The following is a 21526-nucleotide window of genomic DNA, read 5'->3' as shown; positions in this document are numbered from 1 at the left end:
ATGAAACATTACTCATTATTGATGTTTCTGATAAGCGGTTGGTTGGCAATCTGGTCAGCCTCCGTTTCAGCGTCAGAAGCCGAACCAAATAAAGTTCTACAAAACAAGGTAGCACTGATATCTACTGAGTTTGTACTAAACCATAAATTTAAGTTACTCCAACCGCTTGCCAAAGAGCAAGGAGTTGAGTTTTCTTGGGTACAAGTCGATGCTAAAAATGGTTCTGGTGGTATCAAGGGGATTAAAAAAGCTTTAAAAAATGCAGGCCTGGTGATTATTGATGCACCGCGAAATGAAGACCAAGCGATGATTGAAAATATCGCAGGCGATACCTTACGTGCCTTAAAAGTTCCTGTTGTTTATATTAACCGTTTCAGCCGTACCTTAAAGATGCGAACTGTTAATGTCAGTGGTCAGATTGGACAAAATATTTACGCCTATTATTTAGGTGGCATGACAGACAACCATCGTTTACTGTTTGACTATGCCAAAGCACTGATTAATGGTGAAGATTTAGCCCAAGTAGCACCTCCTATTGAAATGCCAAATGGCGGAATCTACCACCCAAAATACTCAAAACAAATCTTTACTGACCTACCAAGTTATTTAAGCTGGTGGCAACAGCAGAACCAAAAAGACGACACCGAAAGAAAGCCAAGCATTGTAATTGGAATGGAAACGACTTCCAGTTATCTGTCCGATGGTCAAACCCGTCATTTAGATGCCGTGATTACTGAAATTGAAAAACGCGGTGCCATGCCCTTAGTTTATTATCGAGCCGCTCGAGTTAATAGCAATACCTTTGCTAAACGTCCACAACAAGGTGCAACCAAGCCTCAAGGTAAACCTTCTGGCCGTCCAATGCAGGCAAACTCCGGCAAACCTCAAACCATTTCACAGAGACCAAGCAGTCGACCTCAAGCAAAAAATCAAACCGACAACCCTTTCCCTAACCCAAAAACAGGGCGTCCTTACAAATTTGACGAGCCGTTAATCACTTATCAAGGCAAAGTTTTACCAAATGTCATGCTGGTCAATACCTTTTTAGGTGGCGATACTGATGGCAAAAAATTACGTTATCAAGCTCAAGGAATTCCTGTTCTTAACATCCTTCACTACCGTGAAGGCGGCAGAGAAATGTATCTTGAAGACTTGGCGGGCGTGAGCTCGTTCCGTTTACCGTTTACATTAACCAATGCTGAGTATATTGGACTACAAGATCCTATTGTTTTAACAGTAAACCCTGATGGTGAAATGATTCCTTTACCTGAACAGATGGACTTACTGATTGGAAAAGCCATGAATTTGGCTAAATTACAGAAAAAAGCCAATGCCGATAAAAAATTGGCTTTGCTGTTTTGGAACCATCCACCTGGTGAGAAAAACCAAGGTGCATCTAATATGAATGTTCCGCGTTCTATTGAAAAATTAGTTACCGATTTAAAAAGACAAGGTTACCAATTTAAGGATATTACTGAACAACAAATGATTGATGCGGTAGCCACTATGTTACGCCCTGCATATCGCCAAAATGCCTTACCTGAATTGATGAAAACCGATATGTGGGATTTTATGCCTTTATCAATTTACCAGGCCTGGTTTAAAACCTTACCGCAAAAAGTGCAAGATGATATGAATCAGCATTGGGGAGACGCCGCAAAGAATCATTGGGTGGTGAAATATCAAGGAAAAAAAGGCTTTGTGATTCCTCGCTTAAAGCTGGGGAATTTAATCGTTATGCCGCAGCCAAGCCGTGGTGGCAGCACCGCACAACAAGACAAAGACCTGTTTCATGACACCAAAAAACCCATGAACCATTACTATGCCGCCGCCTATCTTTGGATTCGTGAAGTCTATAATACCGATGCCATCGTTCATTGGGGAACTCACGGCACACAAGAGTGGCATCCAGGTAAAGAACGTGGTCTTTGGGCGTACGATTACCCTAATTTAGCGGTTGGCAACACCCCCGTTGTTTACCCTTATATTGTCGATAACATTGGCGAAGCACTTCACGTCAAACGTCGCGGTCGTGGTGTCATTATCAGTTACCAAGTGCCATCTTTCTCACCTGCTGGCTTGTCTGACGATTTTGTCGCCATCAATGACACCATTCGTGAGTACACCTCTTTAGATGATGGTTTGGTGAAATCAAATGCTAAAGAGTTAATCATTGAACAAGCGGTCAAAATGAAAATTCCCGAAGATATGGGATGGAAAGTGGCTGATTTACACGCCAATTTTGACTCGTTTTTACGCGATATTGAAAACTACTTGGAAGATTTAGGTTCTGCCATGCAACCTCTTGGCTTACACACATTTGGCGAAACCGCAGAAGACGACCACTTAGCACTCAATATTATGTTGATGCTAGGTGATGATTTAATGCAACCGCTTGGTATCAAAAACAGCCGCCAACTGTTTAAAGCGGATTACAAACTCATTAAAGAGAGTGAGCCGTTTAAATTTGTACGTAGCCATATCATCCAACAGCAACCTTTATCAGCCAAAGATCAAGCGAATTCAGCCTTGGCTGCCATGGTTAAACAAGGCATTAAATACGCCAATAATATGCGTGCAGAAACTGAAACCACTGGATTATTAACCAGCCTATCTGCTAAGTGGGTTGATCCATCTTATGGTGGCGATCCAATTCGCAATCCGGATGCATTACCAACAGGTCGCAATATGTATGGGTTTGACCCTTCACGCATTCCCACCAAAGCCGCTTATGCCGCCGGTGTACAGGCGATGAAAGAGTTGATTATTAGCCACGAAGCCACTCATAATGAGTTTCCTAAAAAACTCACCTTTACCATGTGGAGCTCAGAGACGTTACGCCATTTAGGCATGTTGGAAGCACAAATCTTTTATGCCATGGGGGTAAAACCTACCTGGGATAGAGGCGGACGTGTCACTGGCTTAGAGGTCATTCCATTAGAGGAGCTTGGACGACCTCGTATTGATACCGTTATTTCATTAACAGGCCTGTATCGCGATCAATTTCCAAATGTAATGGAACGTTTTAATGAAGCAATCGAAATGTTGGCTAATCTGGATGAATCACCCGAACAGAATCTCATCAAAGCTAATACGTTACGTATTGAAAAAGCCTTACGTGCATCGGGGATTGACGCCAAATCAGCCAGAAACTTTGCGTTAACCCGTGTGTTTGGAACCGAAAGCGGAGATTACGGCACTAAATTGCCTGATGCCACTTTGGCCTCAGACCAGTGGGATGAAAAAGATGGCAAGTTAGCCGAGCTTTATCTATCACGAATGTCTTGGGCATACGGGCCAGATAAATCGCAATGGAGTCAAAAAGCCAAAGATGCCACTGGCAAGATTGTTAATGTCTATGCCGAACAACTTAAAGGCACGAGTGCCGCGGTATTTTCTCGCTCATCCAATTTACGTGGCCTGTTAGATATGGACCACCCGTTTGAATATTTAGGTGGGATTTCTCTCGCCGTTCAACATTTAGATGGCAAAGCTCCTCAACTGTATATCTCTAATATGCGCGACCCTAAAAAAGCCAAACTGCAAACTGCCGAACGTTTTTTAGCTACGGAACTACGGGCAGTCTATCAACACCCTAATTGGGTGAAAGAGATGCAAAAAGAAGGTTATGCGGGCACACTTGAAATGCTGGATGTCATCAATAACTTCTGGGGTTGGCAAGTGATGGACCGTAATGTGGTGCGTGATGATCAATGGCAGGAGTTTCATGAGGTATATATCAAAGATAAATACAACTTAGATATGAAAGAGTGGTTTGAGAAGTCAAACCCAACCGCCAAAGCCCAAATTGCCGAACGTATGTTAGAGGCAATTCGTAAAGATTATTGGAAAGCCTCTGAACAAACTAAAAAGGAGTTGGTTCAGGTCTATCAAGAATTGGCTGAAAAATATGATGTGCAATCGGATAATCAAACCTTTAAAGCCTATGTAGCAGAATTGGCCGCAGGTTATGGGTTAAGTTCAGCACCTGCACCCGATGCAGCAACCAGCCAAGCAGCAATCGACACGCCGCAACAACCAGAAAATAGTGAGCAAACAGAAAGCAGCGATGCTACTGAGGTGGTTCAAGGCCAAGTAATGCAAGAACAACAAGCACAGGAACCTCAAGAACCACAACCACGTTGGTGGTTGGTCTTATTTGCTTTATTACTCATTGGTGCAATTCACCAGGCCTGGTTACGCAAAAAACAATCTGCATAATGAAAAAGTGAAGATGAAAAAATGAATATCGAAATTTAAAACATAGAACTAAGAACAGAAAACGCAAAATTTAGATTTAAACCAAATTTACCAGGCCTGGTAAATTTGAAAACAAATAGATAAAAAGGATACTAAATGAACTTTATTGAACAGATGATGGCCGATGTTTCTAGCCTATTCTTAGCGCCTGTATTAATCGTATTAGCGCTAATGTTTTTATACGCTTTATATGAATTGGGCCGTTTTAGCTTTGAACTCATTATGCAAAAACTAAGCGGTCAAGCCGAACAACCTTTGGGCTATTTTTGGAACCAAAATCCCGAATTAGACCAACAAGAGATTGAACTTTATCTATTAAAAAAATTAGAACCTCTGCGTTTGGTTAGCCGCATAGCACCTATGCTAGGTCTAGTCGCTACTATGATTCCGATGGGGCCAGCCTTAATGGCAGTAGCTTCAGGTAATTTTATGGATGTAGCCAATAATTTAACCGTAGCTTTTGCCGCCGTTATCATCGCCTTAATGTCTGCGTCTATTACCTTTTGGATTTTATCGGTTCGTCGCCGTTGGTTATTAGAAGAGCTCAAAACATTGGTTAAAAATAGTGCTGAACAACCAATAAGCCCACAAACAGTGACAGCATAAGGAAACAGCATGAGCCAAATTGATTTAAAAATAATTGAAGAAGACGAAGACGACCCGATTTTGAGTGTGGTCAATATGGTAGATCTGTTTTTAGTAGTCATTGCGGTATTGCTGATTATTGTAATGAGCAATCCGATTAACCCGTTTAACAGTGCTGAAAATGTCACCGTCATTAAAAATGCTGGCCAACCCAATATGGAAATCTTAGTAAAAGAAGGTGATGAATTAAAAGAGTATAAATCCACAGGGCAAATGGGCGAAGGTAAAGGCTCGAAAGCAGGGGTTGCTTATCGTTTAGAAGATGGCAGTATGATTTACGTGCCAGAAGAGAAAAAGTAGTTGAGGCTTTTACAGTTAATCACCTGGCAACATAGATTGCCAGGCAGCTATTAACTGATTTTAGCAGATTTTACATCATTGGATAAATTGAAGCCAACTTATCAAACTGCTCTGCCGTTAAGACTTTTTTCATATTGTCACGGCAATCAATTTTAGTTTCTGCAATTTTTTTACGCATATCTAAGGTTTTTTGAAACTTAGCCATTAATTCAGCTTTAGATTGACCAGCTAAAGAGTCTTGAATTAATGCTTTCTCAGCTACATTAACCGCTTGAAACATACGCTTCATCTCATCACCATGTTTGTTAGTCCAAGCTTTAAGATTGCGTACTTGCTCATCACTCAAGCCTAATTCTTGTGCATTTTTAATCGCAATACCTGTTAAGTTAGGAAACGCAGGGTTTGCATGCATAACCAATTGCATTGGATTGGTGTTTCTACCATTGGTAAGCTGTTTACCATTACCACCCATCATGCCCATTTTCATGCCTTTCATTGGCATTAATGGACGACCTTTAGCTTCAATCGTTTTAGTAGAGCCGTCATCAAATGTTAAATCTATTTTGATGTTTTGATCTTTTTGTACTGGGGCGTTTAAACCAATCAACATAATATGAAAACCACCTGGTTTTAAAGCTGTTGATTGACCTGCAGGCAAATCTATTTTTTGCACTTGGCGCATACGCATCACACCGTTGTCGTGAATATGATTATGTAACTCAGTGATTTTGTTAATGTAAGCCTTAGCAGAAACTAAAGCGTGGTCTTTACCACTTGTATTCTTTAGTTCCATAAACGCAGCCGTTGCTGGTGCGGTTGGTGGAACCATGCGAACATAAGGATCAGAAACCTCTATGCTATCAGCTACTGAAGCGGCAAAAACTTGCCCAGATAACGTCAAGCCTGCCATTAGAGCCCAACCCATAAATGTACGTCTTTTCATAAAGCACCTCTTTGTAGTTTTTTAAATACTGTATATAACTATATATAACTTAATTTAACGTCTGTTAATTACCAGGCCTATTCTAAACTAAAAATAAGACAATTTACTTATTATAAAAACGATATTATTTCTCTACTGGACGCTTTTGTAATTTACGCTGTAAGGTACGGCGATGCATATTTAAAGCCTCAGCAGTAAGACTAATATTGCCTTCGTTTTCTAACAACACTTTTTGAATATGCTCCCACTCCAATCTCTTAACCGACATAGGTTGAAAATCTTCTGCTTCTGGCTCTGGTTCTTCGGTTTTTTCGTCAGTTAAAACCGCAATAATTTGCTGGGCGGTAGCAGGCTTACATAAATAGTCTTTTGCTCCTAATCTCATCGCCTCTACAGCCGTTGCCACACTGGCATAGCCTGTTAAAATCAAAATTTTACAATTAGGTTGCTGGCTTAACAGTTGTTGCATAAGATTTAAGCCACTTTGTCCATCCAGATTTAAATCTAAAATAGCGTAATCAAAGCAATGCTCGGCTATTTTTTGCAGAGCTTGCTGTGCATCTAAAGCAGGAGTAACCTGCCACTTTTCAAGTTCTAAGGTGCGAGCGAGAATATTAAGAAAAACATCATCGTCATCTACCAACAGTACATTTGGAGTTTGATTCATGATTGGCCCTCACTCAATATTGGCAATTCAATGTAAACCCGCAATCCCTTTACTCCTTGAATCAAAGCATTTTCAAATTTAAGGTTACCCTCAAAACGTTCGATTATCATGCGGCTTAACAAAACCCCCATGCCGTTGCCATGATAATCATCAACCAGCATCTCACCCAGCTGTACCAATTCATGTTCAGACAAGCCTCCCCCCTGATCTTCAACCATAAAACGCCAAATCTTGTTGTTTTGTTCAATACGCAAACGCACACAATTTGGGCTATAGCGAGCCGCATTGTCTAATAAGTTTAAAATAGCCAGCTTTATACTGACATCACCCACGACTTTACCATTAGGTATTTCAAAATCAATATCAAGCTCACTTTTTGGGTGAAGTAAAGCAAATTCTTTATAAAGCTGATTTACCAAATCCGTTAACTGTAAACCAGATTTACTAGGTATAGCCGCTTCTTCAGCTTTAGCTCGCAAACTGTGAATCTCTTCAATACAACGGTTCAATTGGGTATTAGCAGAGTGTAGATAGTTTTTACCCTCTGCAGAAGAGACTTCTTTTTCTAATAACTGATGCAATAAAACCAAACTATTTAACGGGGTACTTAAATAATGAACTGAAGCCGATGCCATACTGGTAACCGACAACATATACTCATTTTGTAAAGCTCGTTGGTACTGCTGATTGATGGTTTGTTTTTGTTTTTCTAAAGAACGTTTTAATGGCAAAATCCAAACAGCAAGCATAAATACAATGAGCATAAAAACCCACATAGAACCATGAAGGTACCAAGCAAAAAAAGCGGGTAAACTCGCCACTTTTAATGACATTAATGGAACATAAAATAGACTAAGAACAAAATATAAGGAGGCGGTGAGAAGAGCGATAACAATAAAATTTTTGGACGAAAGCACCCACATTGCCAATACAAGCGGTAATAACAATAAGTGAATTAAAGGATTAATAGTGCCACCCGTTTCATAAAGTAGGCCGGCATTAAGGATTAATACCCAACTAAGCAAACCTAACCATATTGATTCAGAGGGGTGTGAAAATGCTTTAAAAGGTGGTTTTGCGGTAGTAACCACCACGAGAGTCAATAACAGTAGGCCCAAGAACAATAGCACCATTACATGGTCAAAATGCATCTCTAAACGCCACGAAAACCAAGTTAAGATTCCACTCCAAAGCACAATCAAGCTCAATAACATCGCTAAAAAGTAGCGTAATTCAGGTTTCTTTTTCGATAAGACGGAAAGTTGAAATAATTGCACAGAAATGGTCTTTTAAGTGATTGTTTTATATTTTGATACCTTTGCACAAGATCATAAACAAGTAAAAATTTTCTCTCATTTTACTTTTGCCCATGACTCGTACAAAGTTCTCATTTTAATAAACTATTTTACTGCGATTTAGAGAATATAACCATGTCGTCATACTGTATTAACTTAGCTTTCATAGCTTAGCTCTATTAACTAAGGGTTGATAACTAAACCTTGAAAACTAAGCTCATAATTTATAGCGAGATTCTAAAATCTAAAGTAGGCAATATCGTCACTTAAGATTTCTGATTGATCATTAAGATTTTTTGCATTCGCAGAAGTATTTTCAACCATTTTTGCATTCTCATGAGTTGATGACTCTAAATGACGTATGGAATTATGCACTTCATTAATCCCTTGAGCTTGATTTTGTGAAGCTTCGGCAATTTGTGAAATCATATCAGTCACTTCAGAAATAGAATTGTTAATACTCGATAACACTAAACCTGATTCACTTGCCATAGTTGAACCTTGATTCACTCTAGAGACGGTTTCATCAATCAGTTTTTTAATATCTTTTGCCGCCTCAGCCGATTTTTGAGCCAAAGAACGTACTTCACCGGCAACTACAGCAAAACCTCGGCCTTGCTCACCTGCTCGTGCGGCTTCAACCGCAGCATTAAGAGCCAATAAATTTGTTTGAAATGCAATACCATCAATCAGAGTGACAATATCCGCCACTTTTTCACTCGACTCTTGAATGCTCGACATCGCATCGATGGTTTGCTGCATGACTTGCACACCCTGATTCGCCTTAGATTGAACTTCTTCGGCAACGAGGTTAGCTTTTTGGGTATGTTTAGATGTCTGTTGGACTGCACTATTCATTTCATCCATAGTATTGGATGTATGCTGTAACTCTTTAACCTGTTGTTGAACACGCTCATTTAAACTAATGGCATCATTCGATATTTCTGCCGCTGAACTTTTGGCAATACTCGCCGCATCTGAAGCAACACTAATCACCTCTTTAAGTTTAACCACCATATTCTCAACAGACTGGCTCAACTTCTCAATATCTTCATCATATAAAGTCTTTTTGTCTTTATTTAAATGGTTAGTCATCTTAACAGCAAGATTACCTTGGGCAATCGAAGAGATAGTATTTGCCACATCTTCAACCACCTTATCTAATAATTGAGCATTCGGGTTAGATCCAATATCGGTTGCGTATTTAATGACTTTAACCACTTTACCTTGGCTATTCATAATGGGGTTATAGCTGGCCTCTAGCCAAACCCGTTTATTGTCTTTCCCTAATCGGCAATAGGTTCCCATAAAAGATTGCCCACTTGCTAAGGATAACCAAAAATCTTTATACTCTTTACTGGTAGCATAATCTGGATTAGCAAACATTTTATGATGCTGGCCTTGTATCTCTGCTAATGAATACCCCATGGTTTTTAAAAAATTCTCATTCGCACCGATGATGGTTCCATCAGGCTTAAACTCAATGACGGCCATTACTTTATTAATTGCGGCAACTTGTGCTTTGGCATCAAGTTCTTCTGTCACTTGATTGGTAATATCCGTAGCAAATTTAACCACTTTATAAGGCTTGCCTGCTTCATCAAACACTGGGTTATAACTGGCTTCTAACCAGACGCCATCGCCATTTTTCTTATGCCTGTAAAAACGTCCAGAACAAGGTTTACCCGCACTCAAATCTGACCAAAACGTTTTATATTCTGGCAAGTTGACTTCTTTGCTATCTACAAAAATCTTGTGATGCTGAGAAACCAATTCATCTAATGAATATCCCATGGTTTTGAGAAAGTTCTCATTGGCTCTTAAAATTTTACCTGTTAAGTCAAATTCAATAATTGCTGTCACTCTATCCAAAGCGTCAAGCATTGAATTTTGATTTGTCAATTCTGATTTTAATGACTTAACTTGGTCTTGATAACGTTTACAAAACATACATACCTCTCGAGAACCCCGACAGAACCGTACATTATTTATCAAACCTAGTTACCAAAAATTAAGATTTGTTGCACAAGTTTATCCGGAGAATAAATTTACTCTAATGAAAGCTATATAAGCGAATTCCATACCAGCTTACGTTTGGCCGCAGGCATGAATGATTTTTAAGCAAACCACCCAACTCCTTCAAAATTACAGCTAAACTAAACTCTAATGCTCATGCACTCAATGAGCTGCTATTTAAAAGCACAATTACCCAAAATTCTTTTTAGGCCAATTCAATTTTTAAATAAGCTTTGCAATCTCATTTACTTTAGAATGATAACTTGTGTTACATCCTCATGATGCCATCTCTATGCCTAAAGCAAGATTGCAATATTTAAAACAGCTTGATTAAGTTAAATTTTATGAAACAACAACTTGCAATAGCCGCTTCAATTTTAAGCAAAGTAAAATTGCCTAAAATTTCAAATGAAGTTGCCACCCTTCAAAATGAATCCTTAAAACCAGAACCTGATGTTTTGGTCATAACTCAGTGCATCAATCGAAACCCTAAACTTTTTACTAAGTTCCTTGCTGTAGCCTCTTTTATGGCTAAAAAAGAAATTACAACAGCACGGCAAGCGGTTGATATTTTAGGTACTAAGGGTATTTTTACCGTTTTCTTTTCAAGTGCAATTGAGTTTAGTTTTCAGTCAAAAGGCGATTCTGTCATTATTGTGAATCACGCCATCAAAATCGCTACTGCTATGGTTGAGCTTTCTAGAAAATTAAAAGACTTTAAATCAAGTGATGCCTATCTATATGGTCTGCTATACAACGTGGGTTATATTGTCTTAAGTCAATATGCTCCCGAAAAATACAAACCTTGTTATATTGCGAGCTTAATGACACCTTCGAAATGCAGAGAAATGGAACTTAAAGCGTTTCACACTACCAGTGCTCATATTGGTATTTACGTTGCAAAAAAATGGCATGTTAAAAACTCAGTATATTGCGGTATCCTTTTTCAGCAAGAAGACATTGAGAAGTGCCCAAATGGTGAAAACCAAGCTTATGAAATGATTAATCTATTAAACATTGCTCGTATGGTCGTCTCAGAAACAGAGGATTCACGCTATGTGACCGATGAAGTGAGAGAAGCCGCAAAACTATCCATGCAACGTTTAAACGTAAGCCAAATCCAATATATTAGAGCTCAACAAAAAGTTAAAGAACTCGGTAAACATCTCCGCTCTATCCCGGAAGAGCTCTCTGGCAATGAAGAAATTAAATTTGCTCTGCAATAGTTAGCAATAGTAAGCAATAGCTAGCTAGTTCCTTAAACGCTTTCTATTGCTCTTAATCAATCCAGAGTTTATCTCTAACCATTTTTACCTGGCCTGGTAGATTTTGATAGAATTTAAGCAATTTGATTAAGACCACTCATATGCTCACTGAACTCTCTTTAGACAATTTGAAAGGCGTAGGCCCAAAACAGTTAGAAAAACTGCATAAAATCGGGCTATTTGTGGTTCAGGATTTACTATTTCATCTGCCTTTAAGATACCAAGACAAAACCAAACTTACCTCTATTGAAAATGCACTTGTTGGAACCGAGGTTTTGGTTGAGGGTGAAATTTTTTCCCAAGCATTAACTCGTGGTAGAAGAAATAGCCTTTTAGTTAAGATTCAATCTGAAAACGGGGCTTTTTTAACCCTAAGATTTTTTCACTTTCATTATCGCCAAGCCCAGCAATTTACCCGTGGCAAACATTTACAAGTCTTCGGCGAGGTACGCTCAGGGCCAAATGGTCTAGAGATGGTTCATCCCAGCTATCAGTTTATTAAACCAAACGATGAGCCAATACTTGAAACGACCTTAACCCCAACCTACCCAACAACTGAAGGTTTAGGCCAAGCAACAATCTTAAAGTTAATCCATCAAGCGATTGATCTATTAAAAGAACAACCACTTAAAGAGCTACTGCCAAAAACCTTACTTGACGAGCTTCAATTACCGCTATTAAACCATGCTTTATTAACCTTGCACCAACCGCAACCCAACGACGATTTAGGCAAAATCAAACAATTTACCCACCCTGCACAACAACGTTTAATTGTTGAAGAGTTAATAAGCCAACAAGCTGGTCTGCAACTATTACGTCAAACTGAGCAAAAACGTATCGCCCCCGCATTACCTCCAAGCCAAAATAGCAATGCATTATTAGCTAGCCTACCGTTTATGCTGACCAACGCTCAGCAACGGGTTTTACAAGAGATACAACACGATTTAGCTCAACCTCATCCAATGCAAAGACTGGTTCAAGGCGATGTTGGTTCAGGTAAAACGGTTATTGCCGCTTTGGCAGCCATTCAAGCGGCAGATGCGGGGTATCAAGTGGCAATAATGGCACCTACAGAAATATTGGCAGAACAACACCTTAATGCCTTTTTAGAGTGGTTAGAGCCGCTTAATATTCCTGTTGCCTGGCTCAATGGACGAATGAAAGCTGCAGAAAAACGATATCAGCTGGCTCAGATTGCCTCTGGTGAAGCTAAGGTCATTGTCGGTACACACGCCCTCTTTCAAGATGCGGTGGAATTCCACAAGCTCGGTTTGGTGATAATTGACGAACAACATCGCTTTGGCGTTCATCAGCGTTTAGCCCTACATGAAAAAAACAGGGATGAAAACATCCATACCCATCAACTCATTATGACTGCCACACCTATCCCGAGAACCTTAGCGATGACAGCCTATGGTGATTTAGATTTGTCGGTTATCGATGAACTGCCTCCAGGGCGTAAACCGATTGATACGGCGGTATTAAGTAATGAAAAACGCCACCAAGTCATGGAACATCTTTACGCAAAATGCAAAGATGGGGTGCAAGCTTACTGGGTTTGTCCGCTCATTGAAGAGTCAGAACTATTACATGCTCAGGCAGCAGAAGTAACCGCCACGCAATTTATAGATTACTGGCCAGATTTGAGAGTTGGCCTGGTTCATGGACGCTTAAAAGGCGAACAAAAAGCCTTAGTCATGAATGCCTTTAAAGAACATCAACTTGATTTATTGGTGGCCACTACGGTGATTGAAGTTGGCGTTAACGTGCCTAATGCAAGTTTAATGATTATTGAAAACGCCGAACGTTTAGGCCTTGCCCAGCTTCACCAGCTTAGAGGCCGTGTGGGTCGAGGTGACTTACAAAGTCACTGTGTTTTACTCTATCAAGCTCCATTATCCGAAACCGGTAAAGCTCGCCTAAACATTATGCGAGACACCACCGATGGTTTTAGAATTGCCGAAGAAGATTTAAAAATTAGGGGGCCTGGTGAAATACTCGGCACCAAACAAACTGGTGGATTACAGTTCCGTATTGCAGACCTTAAACGAGATAGTCAATGGATTCCTACCGCTCAGCATTGGGCAAGTCTATTGGTCTCTGAGAACCCAAAAATTGTAGATGCATTACAAAACCGTTGGGTTGGCCATAAAATAGATTACCAACACGCATAAATCGCTAATCGTTTACCAAACAAATCAATGTGTTTTTTAAGAATATTGCTGCTTTTATAAGGTAGTGTAAAGCGTATTTTTGCCACAATTTTACCAGGCCTGGTAATTTATCCTACAGACAAAAAAACCTCGGTTGCAATATGAACAACCGAGGTTTTAATCGTATCAAAAAGCTCTGTAAGCGATTAACAAGCAAACATTAAGCACTTGCTTTTAGAGCAAAACGTTCACGTAACTCTTTTGTGGCTTTCACCATATTGGTTAAAGCAGGTTCGGTCTCTTTCCAACCACGAGTTTTTAACCCGCAATCAGGGTTGACCCATAAGCGTTCAGCGGGAATATTCTGTGCCGCTTTTTCAATTAAAGCGACCATCTGTTCTACCGTTGGAATATTGGGTGAATGAATATCATACACACCTGGACCAATCTCATTTGGATAATCAAAATCAACAAAAGCATCCAGTAACTTCATTTGTGATTTAGAGGTTTCAATGGTGATGACATCCGCGTCCATATCGGCCACAGATTGAATAATATCGTTAAACTCGGAATAACACATATGAGTATGAATTTGGGTACTATCTTTCACCCCAGAGGTTGTTATACGGAACGAGTTAACCGCCCAATCTAGATACTCGATCCAATCGTTTTGTTTTAAAGGCAACCCTTCACGCAGCGCCGCCTCATCAATTTGAATGATTTCAATACCTGCCGCTTCTAGGTCTTGCACCTCATCGCGCAATGCTAAAGCAATTTGATTACAAGTTAGTGAACGTGGCTGATCATCACGCACAAATGACCACTGCAACATGGTTACCGCTCCCGTTAACATTCCTTTCATAGGTTTATTAGTCAAGCTTTGTGCATACTTTGACCAAGCAACCGTCATAGGAGCTTCACGTGAAACATCGCCATAAATGATAGGTGGTTTAACGCAACGCGAACCATAAGATTGCACCCAACCAAACTGGGTAAAGGCAAAGCCTTTGAGTTGTTCACCAAAATATTCAACCATATCATTTCGTTCGGGCTCACCATGAACAAAGACATCAATCCCAATACGTTCTTGTCTCTCAACCACGTCACGAATTTCGGTCTGCATTTTTTCTAGGTACTCAGCTTCGGTTAAATCACCCTTTTTAAAGGCTTGACGTGCTTGGCGAATCTCTGCGGTTTGTGGAAACGATCCAATGGTGGTGGTTGGAAACAGTGGCAAATTGTATTTTGTTTTTTGCAATTTTGAACGAATCGCATAAGAGCTATTACGTTGTAACGCAATCTGTCCAATATTTAACAAGCTTTTTTGCACTTGAGCATTGTTCACCATGGCTGAATCAGCTCTCGCAGCAATGGTTTTAGCATTGGCAACCAGCTTGGCCTTATCAACCTCACTCAATTCACTATTGAGTGCTTTATCAATAATGGCCACTTCAGCTAATTTCTGTTTGGCAAACGCTAAATAACCTTTTAGTTCGGCATTTAATGTTTGCTCACTCTCTAAATCAACGGGTACATGCAGTAAAGAACAACTTGGCGCAACCCATAGGTTGTCTGCAAATTTGGCTTTGGCTGATTTAGCCAGCTCAATCACTTGTTGCAGATTGGTTTTCCAAATATTGCGGCCATCGACCAATCCTAATGACAAAACCTTATCTGCCGAAATACCGTCTACAACTTCAGCCAGCTGCTTTTTACCCCAAATCGCATCATAATGCAGGCCATCAATCGGTAAACTTGTAACTAGGTCAATATGTTCGCCTAGGGTTTCAAAATAGCTCGCTAACAGTAGTTTTACATTATCACTCGCAAGCTCGCTATAACTCGATTGCAAAGCCTTTTGCCACTTATCTTCTAACTCTAAAGTGAGAATAGGTTCATCCATTTGTACCCACTCAATTCCTTTAGCGGCTAACTTTTCTAATATCTCTTTATAAACGGCCAATAGCTCTGGTAAACGGCTCAGCTTATCAATAGAGGTGCCTTTATTTTCGGCTAAATACAAGTAGCTCACAGGGCCTAGCAAAACAGGTTTAATCTGCACATCTTTACCATCTTTGGCCACAATCAATGCCTCGTCTACTTCGGCAAACAACCTGGTATCAGTCAAACAAAAACGGGTATCTTGCTCAAGCTCTGGCACGATATAGTGGTAATTAGTTCCAAACCATTTTTTCATTGCCCCAGCATACCCCGCCTTTGACTCTGTTGGCGTATGAGAAGCACAGCAAAAATGGCCATCATCGGAAGGAGCGCGTCCTCTAGCCATTCTAAAAGCAATATCTACATGGTATTTTTCTTGACGGAAACGGCTTGGAATCACCCCTAATAAGGTACTCATATTGAGCACTTGGTCATAATAGGCAAAGTCATTGACTGGTAATAATTTAATACCTGCCTCGATTTGAGTTTGAAAATTTTGGTAACGAATATTACTGGCAAGTAATTCAAGTTCTTTAAGCGGTTTTTCACCTTTCCAGTAACTTTCTAATGCAAATTTTAATTGACGTTTATCGCCAATTCTTGGGTAACCTAAGTTATGCGTGGTCATGATTTATCCTTTCAATTGTTCACTTTGGAGAGTATTACGTTTGAAAAGAATGATAAGATAGCCACAAATTGAAAACAAACGAATAAAATTCACTTAAATATGAATTATATTCATAATAAGAATATCTGTTTTTTTGAGGTGAATGGTTTCGGTTTTTAAAATTTACCAGGCCTGGTAAACCTGCATAAAGCGATATCAAACACAAAGTCATATCCACTATATTCGTCATACAGAGCTAAAAACGTGATTGAAATTAAACACCTGCAAACGATGGCTACCTTAGCAGAGACCCACTCAGTCAATGCTACCGCAGAAAGACTGTTTATGACGCAGTCGGCATTGTCACACCAAATAAAACACTTAGAAGAGGTATTGGAACTCAAGTTATTTGAACGCAAAACCAACCCGATTCAATTCACCCCCGCAGGACAAATTCTATTAAAAACCGCACAAGAGCTTTTACCAAAGTTACAGCAAACTCAGCAAACGCTTAAAGCATTGGCTCAAGGAGAACAAGGTCGTTTATTTATTGGTGTAGATTGCCATACCTGCTTTGAATGGTTGCTTCCCATGCTACGCAACTACCAAGCAAAATGGCCGAATGTGGATTTAGATATCTTAAATTCTTTTGGTGAACAGCCCTTAAAAAAGCTGCAAAGCCAAAATTTGGATTTGGTCATTACTTCTGACCCTGAACCTTACCCTGAACTGAGCTTTCTACCTCTTTTTAGCTACGAATTAGTAGCGGTTTTGCCTGTTAACCACCCCTATTGCCAAAAGCAGTGGTTAGAACCAGAAAATTTTGCCGACCAGATTTTAATTACCTATCCCGTGTCAGCTCAGAAATTAGACATTTTTACTCGCTTCTTGTACCCAAAAAGCATTGAACCCGCAAATATTCGATACTCTGAATTAACGTTAATGATGCTGCAGTTAGTCGAGTCGGAACGAGGTTTATGCGTTCTGCCGAAATGGCTCATTCAAAGCCAACCGGACTTTGCCCACTTACCCACTCGAAGCCTAGGTAAAGACGGACTTTGGTCAACGCTCTATGCGGCAACATTACAAAGCCAGCAACATCATGCCTACATACAGGACTTTATTCAAAGTGTCTCAGAAAAAATGGCTTGATAATAACGTAGATCGACAACACACGTAACCTCATTACCACACAGGACTCTAAACTCTATATTCAAAATCAAAAACTTAAGGAAACTGGCTTTTTTCTTGCTTGCCTCCGATATACCTGAAATAAAAAATCCAAATTAACAATTAAGATAAATAAAAATTAGTAATGAATTAAGTAAAAATCCAATCAAAACCCTATAGTCCTAATATAAAGGCAAAATTGGCTTTAATAAATTTTAGATCATGATTTAAATCATTCATATTTTTTACTTATCTTAGATACAGAAAAGTATTTAACAATTGCTCCAGGAGAACAATTCAATGAGCCATTCAACGACAAAAGGCCAAACTACAACACAAAATATGGTTATATTTTTTGTGCTCTTACTGGTAATAAATGTCCTAGGTTATTGGGGATTCAATTCATTAGAGAATAAAGCTAATCAAGAACTAATAGCCTTGAATCAGAATTTCTCTGAGCGAACCAAGCTACTGCAGGATATACAAGTTCAAATGGGCTATGGACAGTTTATACATAATTTTAAAAATATGGTTCTCCGAGGCGAAAAAGACTATCGCACCCAAAGCTATAGCCAGGCTGTATTACAAAATTCCAAAAACATCAGAAAAGACCTAAATCACTACAAAAAATTAACGCCCCTACACGCTTCTGAAAAAGAGGCTATCAATACTATTGAAAACGTGGTGAACCAATACACTAAAATGTCTGAGAAAGTCATTGAATTAAAAAATTCAGGTATGAGTATTCAAGAGATCGATTCTCAAGTATTAGTTGATGACCGTAAAACAATCGAGGCAATTAATACATGGTATGTCTATCTTACTAACGAGAGGCAAAAACAAACTACAGAATTACTCGAACAAGCAGCAACCAATAAGAAAATAGAAATTTTCTTGGTTTTTGTCGCTATATTCATTTTTACAATCCTCGCTTTTGAATTACTATTTAGACGCTCACTTATTTCTCCGTTACAAAATATTTACAACGGTTTAAACCAAATTTGCTCAAAAGATGGCGTTATTGATACCAATATAAAAATCAAACCTATGGGTAGTTTAGAAGTCAAAAAACTCGCTAGTAACGTCAATAACATGTTGCAACGAATTGGACGCCAGATGCATGAGCTTAATGCAATACGCACTACCGTTGACCAAAGCACCTCTAATATTATGTTGGCTGATAATGATCTTAATATCACTTACATGAACGAGGCAATTCTACAAACCTTAAAATCAGTTGAACCAGATATTCAAAAAATGTTACCTCAGTTTGAAGCCAATGATTTAATTGGTAAAAATATTGATATTTTTCACGTTAATCCAGGACATCAACGCCATTTACTTGGTCAACTTAAAGAGACCTACGTTGCCAAACTTACGCTAGGAGAGCTTCATTTAAATATCATTGTTAACCCTATCTGGGGAGATGAAGGCCAACGTATTGGTTTTGTGACTGAGTGGAAAGATATTACTGAAAACGTCAAGCTTGAAAAAATGCAAGCCGCAGTAGAACAAAATCTAAAAATCATGGTAGAAAAAGCCGCTAGAGGACATATTGGCGAACAAATTGATGTCTCTGCTTTAGATGGCTTTATTCATGACTTAGGTGAACAAATCAACTATATGTCTCAGGCAATTCATCACGCTAATACAAATATTTCTAATGTCATTGAGTATTTATCTGAGGGCGATTTAACTCATCGTGTAGAAGGCGACTATGAAGCCGATTTAGGCAATATGAAAGATGCCATAAATCATTCATTAGATAAACTTTCTACCACCATCTCTCAGGTAGACGCTTCTATTCGCAACATTGCCAAAGATATTGATGCTACAACCAGTCGTAATACCGATTTAGCCCAACGTATTAAAGACCAAGCTGCCGCACTAGAAGACACCGCTTCGACCATGGAAGAAATCACTGCTGCAGTAAGAAACAATGCCGACAACGCCCAACAAGCTAATTCGCTGAGTGTAGATGCCAGCAAATCTTTAAATCAGGGTAGTCAGATCATGCAAAAAACCATTAGTGCCATGCAAGACATTAAAAAATCCAGCGATCAAATTCAGCAGATTATTGGCTTGATTGATTCTATTGCGTTTCAAACCAACCTACTGGCTCTTAATGCTGCCGTTGAGGCGGCACGAGCTGGTGAACATGGTAGAGGTTTTGCCGTAGTTGCTGGTGAAGTAAGAAACCTAGCAGGTAAATCAGCAGATGCGGCAAAAGATATTAAAACTCTTATTGATCGCTCAGTATCACAAGTGGTTGAAGGCACTCGTTTGGCAGAGCAATCAGGCTCATCAATGAATGATCTGAGTCAGTCAATGGAACAGGTTATTCATATGATTGGTGAAATAGCAACATCATCATTAGAGCAATCACAGGGTATAGAACAACTTAACCAAGCTATTGTATCCCTAGACAGCAATACTCAAGAAAATGCTCAATTAGTACAACTCTCTGCTGAAAGTGCCCTTGCAATTTCGGAACAATCGCAAGAATTAGTTGAGAGTATTAAAACCTTTAAAATTGCCGATTCATTCACCCAACAAGCCCAACAACGTTTACTCGATCACAAAGGGTAAGCACGGTTTCAAGTTATATCAGGTAACAACTCTCTACATAAACTGAATACTCGCTCTTTAATAGGAGCGAGTTTTTGGCTTAGGGTTTATTAGGGCTTAGGGTTTATAGCTTTAATGTCAAACCAACCGCCCATTAAACTCTACTAAACAACCTCTTAACCCTCAATTATTCTGATTGATTAAAGATTTTACTCTTTTTTATTTTTATTGAGCAAAAAGCAATCTATGTTTTAAACGGTTCATTTAACAGCACAATGTATTAAAAGGTTTTCTATTTAGAAGACTTTTCAATAATTTACTTGATATAGATTTATTCTAAATATATGTATAATCAAGCAAAACTTTGTTATTAATACTAATCAACATCATGACTTTAATCTAAATTTCACTTGGGAGTTAATATGGTTTTTGCTTTAGAGACTCAATTTAGTTCAACGATTATTCAAGATCCTGATGTTCAGGCTTCGATGCAATCTTGGATTGAAATGGAGTGTTACCAGCTTAGTCGGGGAAATCAGCTCGCACAAATGGATTGCCTTGACTTAGGCGGGCAACAGCTTGTACGAGAAAGCCAAACGACTTCCGTTCAAAAGTTAGGTTGTACACCTGCTAACCTATGTACCATCTCATATTGTACTCCCGACCCTAAATCTCGATTCTCAGAATACGGAATGGTTAATGATGAAGCGGTATTTTTTATGCCTGAAAATACTGAATTTGATATTTATGTGCCAGCCGGAGCACAAACATCTTATGTCTCTTTAAACCAGGATGATTTTTTAAATGGGGCTCAAGCTTTAAATCCTGAAAAATGGGATAAAGCACCACAGGAGTTGCTTATTATGAATTCCACAAAGCAGCAATCGATAAAAGAGGTAATGAATAGATGGCTTTGCATAAGTGAGATGAATCATGTAAAAAACTTGCCTGTATGTCCGAATCTGATGAATCGTATGCTCTTGCAAGATATATTGCAGGCTACAACTAACTTTGATGTTGGTCATGCTAGACCAACGATTATGGAGAGAAAACGGGCATTTAATCTTTGTCAAAAGGTGCGTGCTTTTATTGATGAGAATCTTGCTTCCGATATGGTACCAACCATTGTAGACATCTGTAATGCCATTGGCATTTCTGAACGAACTTTACAATATGCATTCAGGTGTTATGTTGATATGCCCCCTCTCGCTTATCTTCGTTTGTGTCGTCTTCATCGTGTTCGAGAAAAACTTAAAGTGTCAGATCCTCAAAGCAGAACTGTCACAGCTATTGCCATGCAATATGGTTTTTTACATCTCGGTCGGTTTGCAACCGAGTATCGTCAGTTATTTAACGAACTTCCCTCCAAAACCCTAGCTACCTAATTATTTAACCGACTTTTACATCAGTCTAAGACTCTTGTTTATTTACTATACAAATAAAGATGCTCATCGTTTCAATTTATCTTTTCCACTCAAATATGCTACTTACTCTAAGCTAAAGAGAGCATTATAAATCCTAGTAAAGAGGCATTTAAATCAATGCTTTTGCGGAAATTGGATAGTACTTAATTAAATCTACGCATATCATTCTCTTTATATACAACGTCGATTTTACTCGCAAGACTCAGAAAAAATAGTTAAAGGGTTGATTGTCATTATGCAGAACACGCCATTTTTTCTGTTACTAAGCCGCA

The 21526-nt window shown here is 39.1% G+C and carries 13 protein-coding genes; 8 read left to right on the top strand and 5 right to left on the bottom strand.

Going from position 1 to position 21526, the window contains the following annotated elements:
- The 3 genes from cobN (at position 1) to ACORJQ_RS02055 (ending at position 5205) form a co-directional block, all read left to right on the top strand.
- Positions 1–4221 (top strand): cobaltochelatase subunit CobN, encoded by a 4221-nt coding sequence (gene cobN, locus ACORJQ_RS02065; RefSeq protein WP_321325570.1) that lies wholly within the window; start codon positions 1–3, stop codon positions 4219–4221.
- 135 nt (positions 4222–4356) lie between these two features.
- On the top strand, positions 4357–4866 hold the full coding sequence (locus ACORJQ_RS02060) for a MotA/TolQ/ExbB proton channel family protein (RefSeq protein ID WP_321325568.1): 510 nt from the start codon (positions 4357–4359) through the stop codon (positions 4864–4866).
- A gap of 9 nt (positions 4867–4875) precedes the next feature.
- Entirely contained in the window at positions 4876–5205 is a 330-nt protein-coding gene (locus ACORJQ_RS02055; RefSeq protein ID WP_321325566.1) for a DUF2149 domain-containing protein, read from the top strand.
- 70 nt (positions 5206–5275) lie between these two features.
- On the opposite strand, the gene ACORJQ_RS02050 is transcribed toward ACORJQ_RS02055, so the two are convergent.
- From ACORJQ_RS02050 to ACORJQ_RS02035, 4 genes are all read right to left on the bottom strand, one after another.
- The gene (locus ACORJQ_RS02050) at positions 5276–6148 is read right to left on the bottom strand and encodes a copper chaperone PCu(A)C domain-containing protein (RefSeq protein ID WP_321325564.1); all 873 of its coding nucleotides are present in this window, start codon (positions 6146–6148) and stop codon (positions 5276–5278) included.
- Between the two features lie 124 nt (positions 6149–6272).
- Positions 6273–6815 carry a response regulator transcription factor gene (locus ACORJQ_RS02045; RefSeq protein WP_321325563.1) on the bottom strand — a complete coding sequence of 181 codons (543 nt, stop codon included), beginning with the start codon at positions 6813–6815 and terminating at the stop codon, positions 6273–6275.
- Complete coding sequence (locus ACORJQ_RS02040) at positions 6812–8092, bottom strand: sensor histidine kinase (protein ID WP_321325562.1); 1281 nt, start codon at positions 8090–8092, stop codon at positions 6812–6814. Before ACORJQ_RS02040 ends, ACORJQ_RS02045 begins: the two co-directional genes overlap by 4 nt.
- 255 nt (positions 8093–8347) lie before the next feature.
- A complete protein-coding gene (locus ACORJQ_RS02035; protein WP_321325561.1) occupies positions 8348–10060 on the bottom strand; it encodes a methyl-accepting chemotaxis protein in 1713 nt (570 codons plus the stop codon).
- Positions 10061–10470: 410 nt separating this feature from the next.
- Between ACORJQ_RS02035 and ACORJQ_RS02030 the strand changes: the two genes are divergently transcribed.
- Both ACORJQ_RS02030 and recG read left to right on the top strand, forming a co-directional pair.
- Positions 10471–11352, top strand: coding sequence for an HDOD domain-containing protein (locus ACORJQ_RS02030; protein ID WP_321325559.1), 882 nt, complete (start codon positions 10471–10473; stop codon positions 11350–11352).
- 140 nt (positions 11353–11492) lie between these two features.
- Positions 11493–13565 (top strand): ATP-dependent DNA helicase RecG, encoded by a 2073-nt coding sequence (recG, locus tag ACORJQ_RS02025; protein WP_321325557.1) that lies wholly within the window; start codon positions 11493–11495, stop codon positions 13563–13565.
- A gap of 199 nt (positions 13566–13764) precedes the next feature.
- Here recG and metE read toward each other — a convergent pair whose 3' ends face one another.
- Complete coding sequence (metE, locus tag ACORJQ_RS02020; protein ID WP_321325555.1) at positions 13765–16113, bottom strand: 5-methyltetrahydropteroyltriglutamate--homocysteine S-methyltransferase; 2349 nt, start codon at positions 16111–16113, stop codon at positions 13765–13767.
- Between the two features lie 243 nt (positions 16114–16356).
- Here metE and ACORJQ_RS02015 point away from each other — a divergent pair, with 243 nt between their 5' ends.
- From ACORJQ_RS02015 to ACORJQ_RS02005, 3 genes are all read left to right on the top strand, one after another.
- Positions 16357–17244 (top strand): LysR family transcriptional regulator, encoded by an 888-nt coding sequence (locus tag ACORJQ_RS02015; RefSeq protein ID WP_321325554.1) that lies wholly within the window; start codon positions 16357–16359, stop codon positions 17242–17244.
- 318 nt (positions 17245–17562) lie between these two features.
- On the top strand, positions 17563–19851 hold the full coding sequence (locus ACORJQ_RS02010; RefSeq protein ID WP_321325552.1) for a HAMP domain-containing methyl-accepting chemotaxis protein: 2289 nt from the start codon (positions 17563–17565) through the stop codon (positions 19849–19851).
- Between the two features lie 401 nt (positions 19852–20252).
- Entirely contained in the window at positions 20253–21215 is a 963-nt protein-coding gene (locus ACORJQ_RS02005) for a helix-turn-helix domain-containing protein (RefSeq protein ID WP_321325550.1), read from the top strand.
- The last annotated feature ends 311 nt before the right edge of the window (positions 21216–21526 follow it).

The sequence above is a fragment of the Thiomicrorhabdus sp. genome, assembly GCF_963662555.1.
Lineage (GTDB): Bacteria > Pseudomonadota > Gammaproteobacteria > Thiomicrospirales > Thiomicrospiraceae > Thiomicrorhabdus.
Note: the sequence above shows the minus strand (reverse complement) of the source record. Positions and strands in the feature narration are given on the sequence as shown.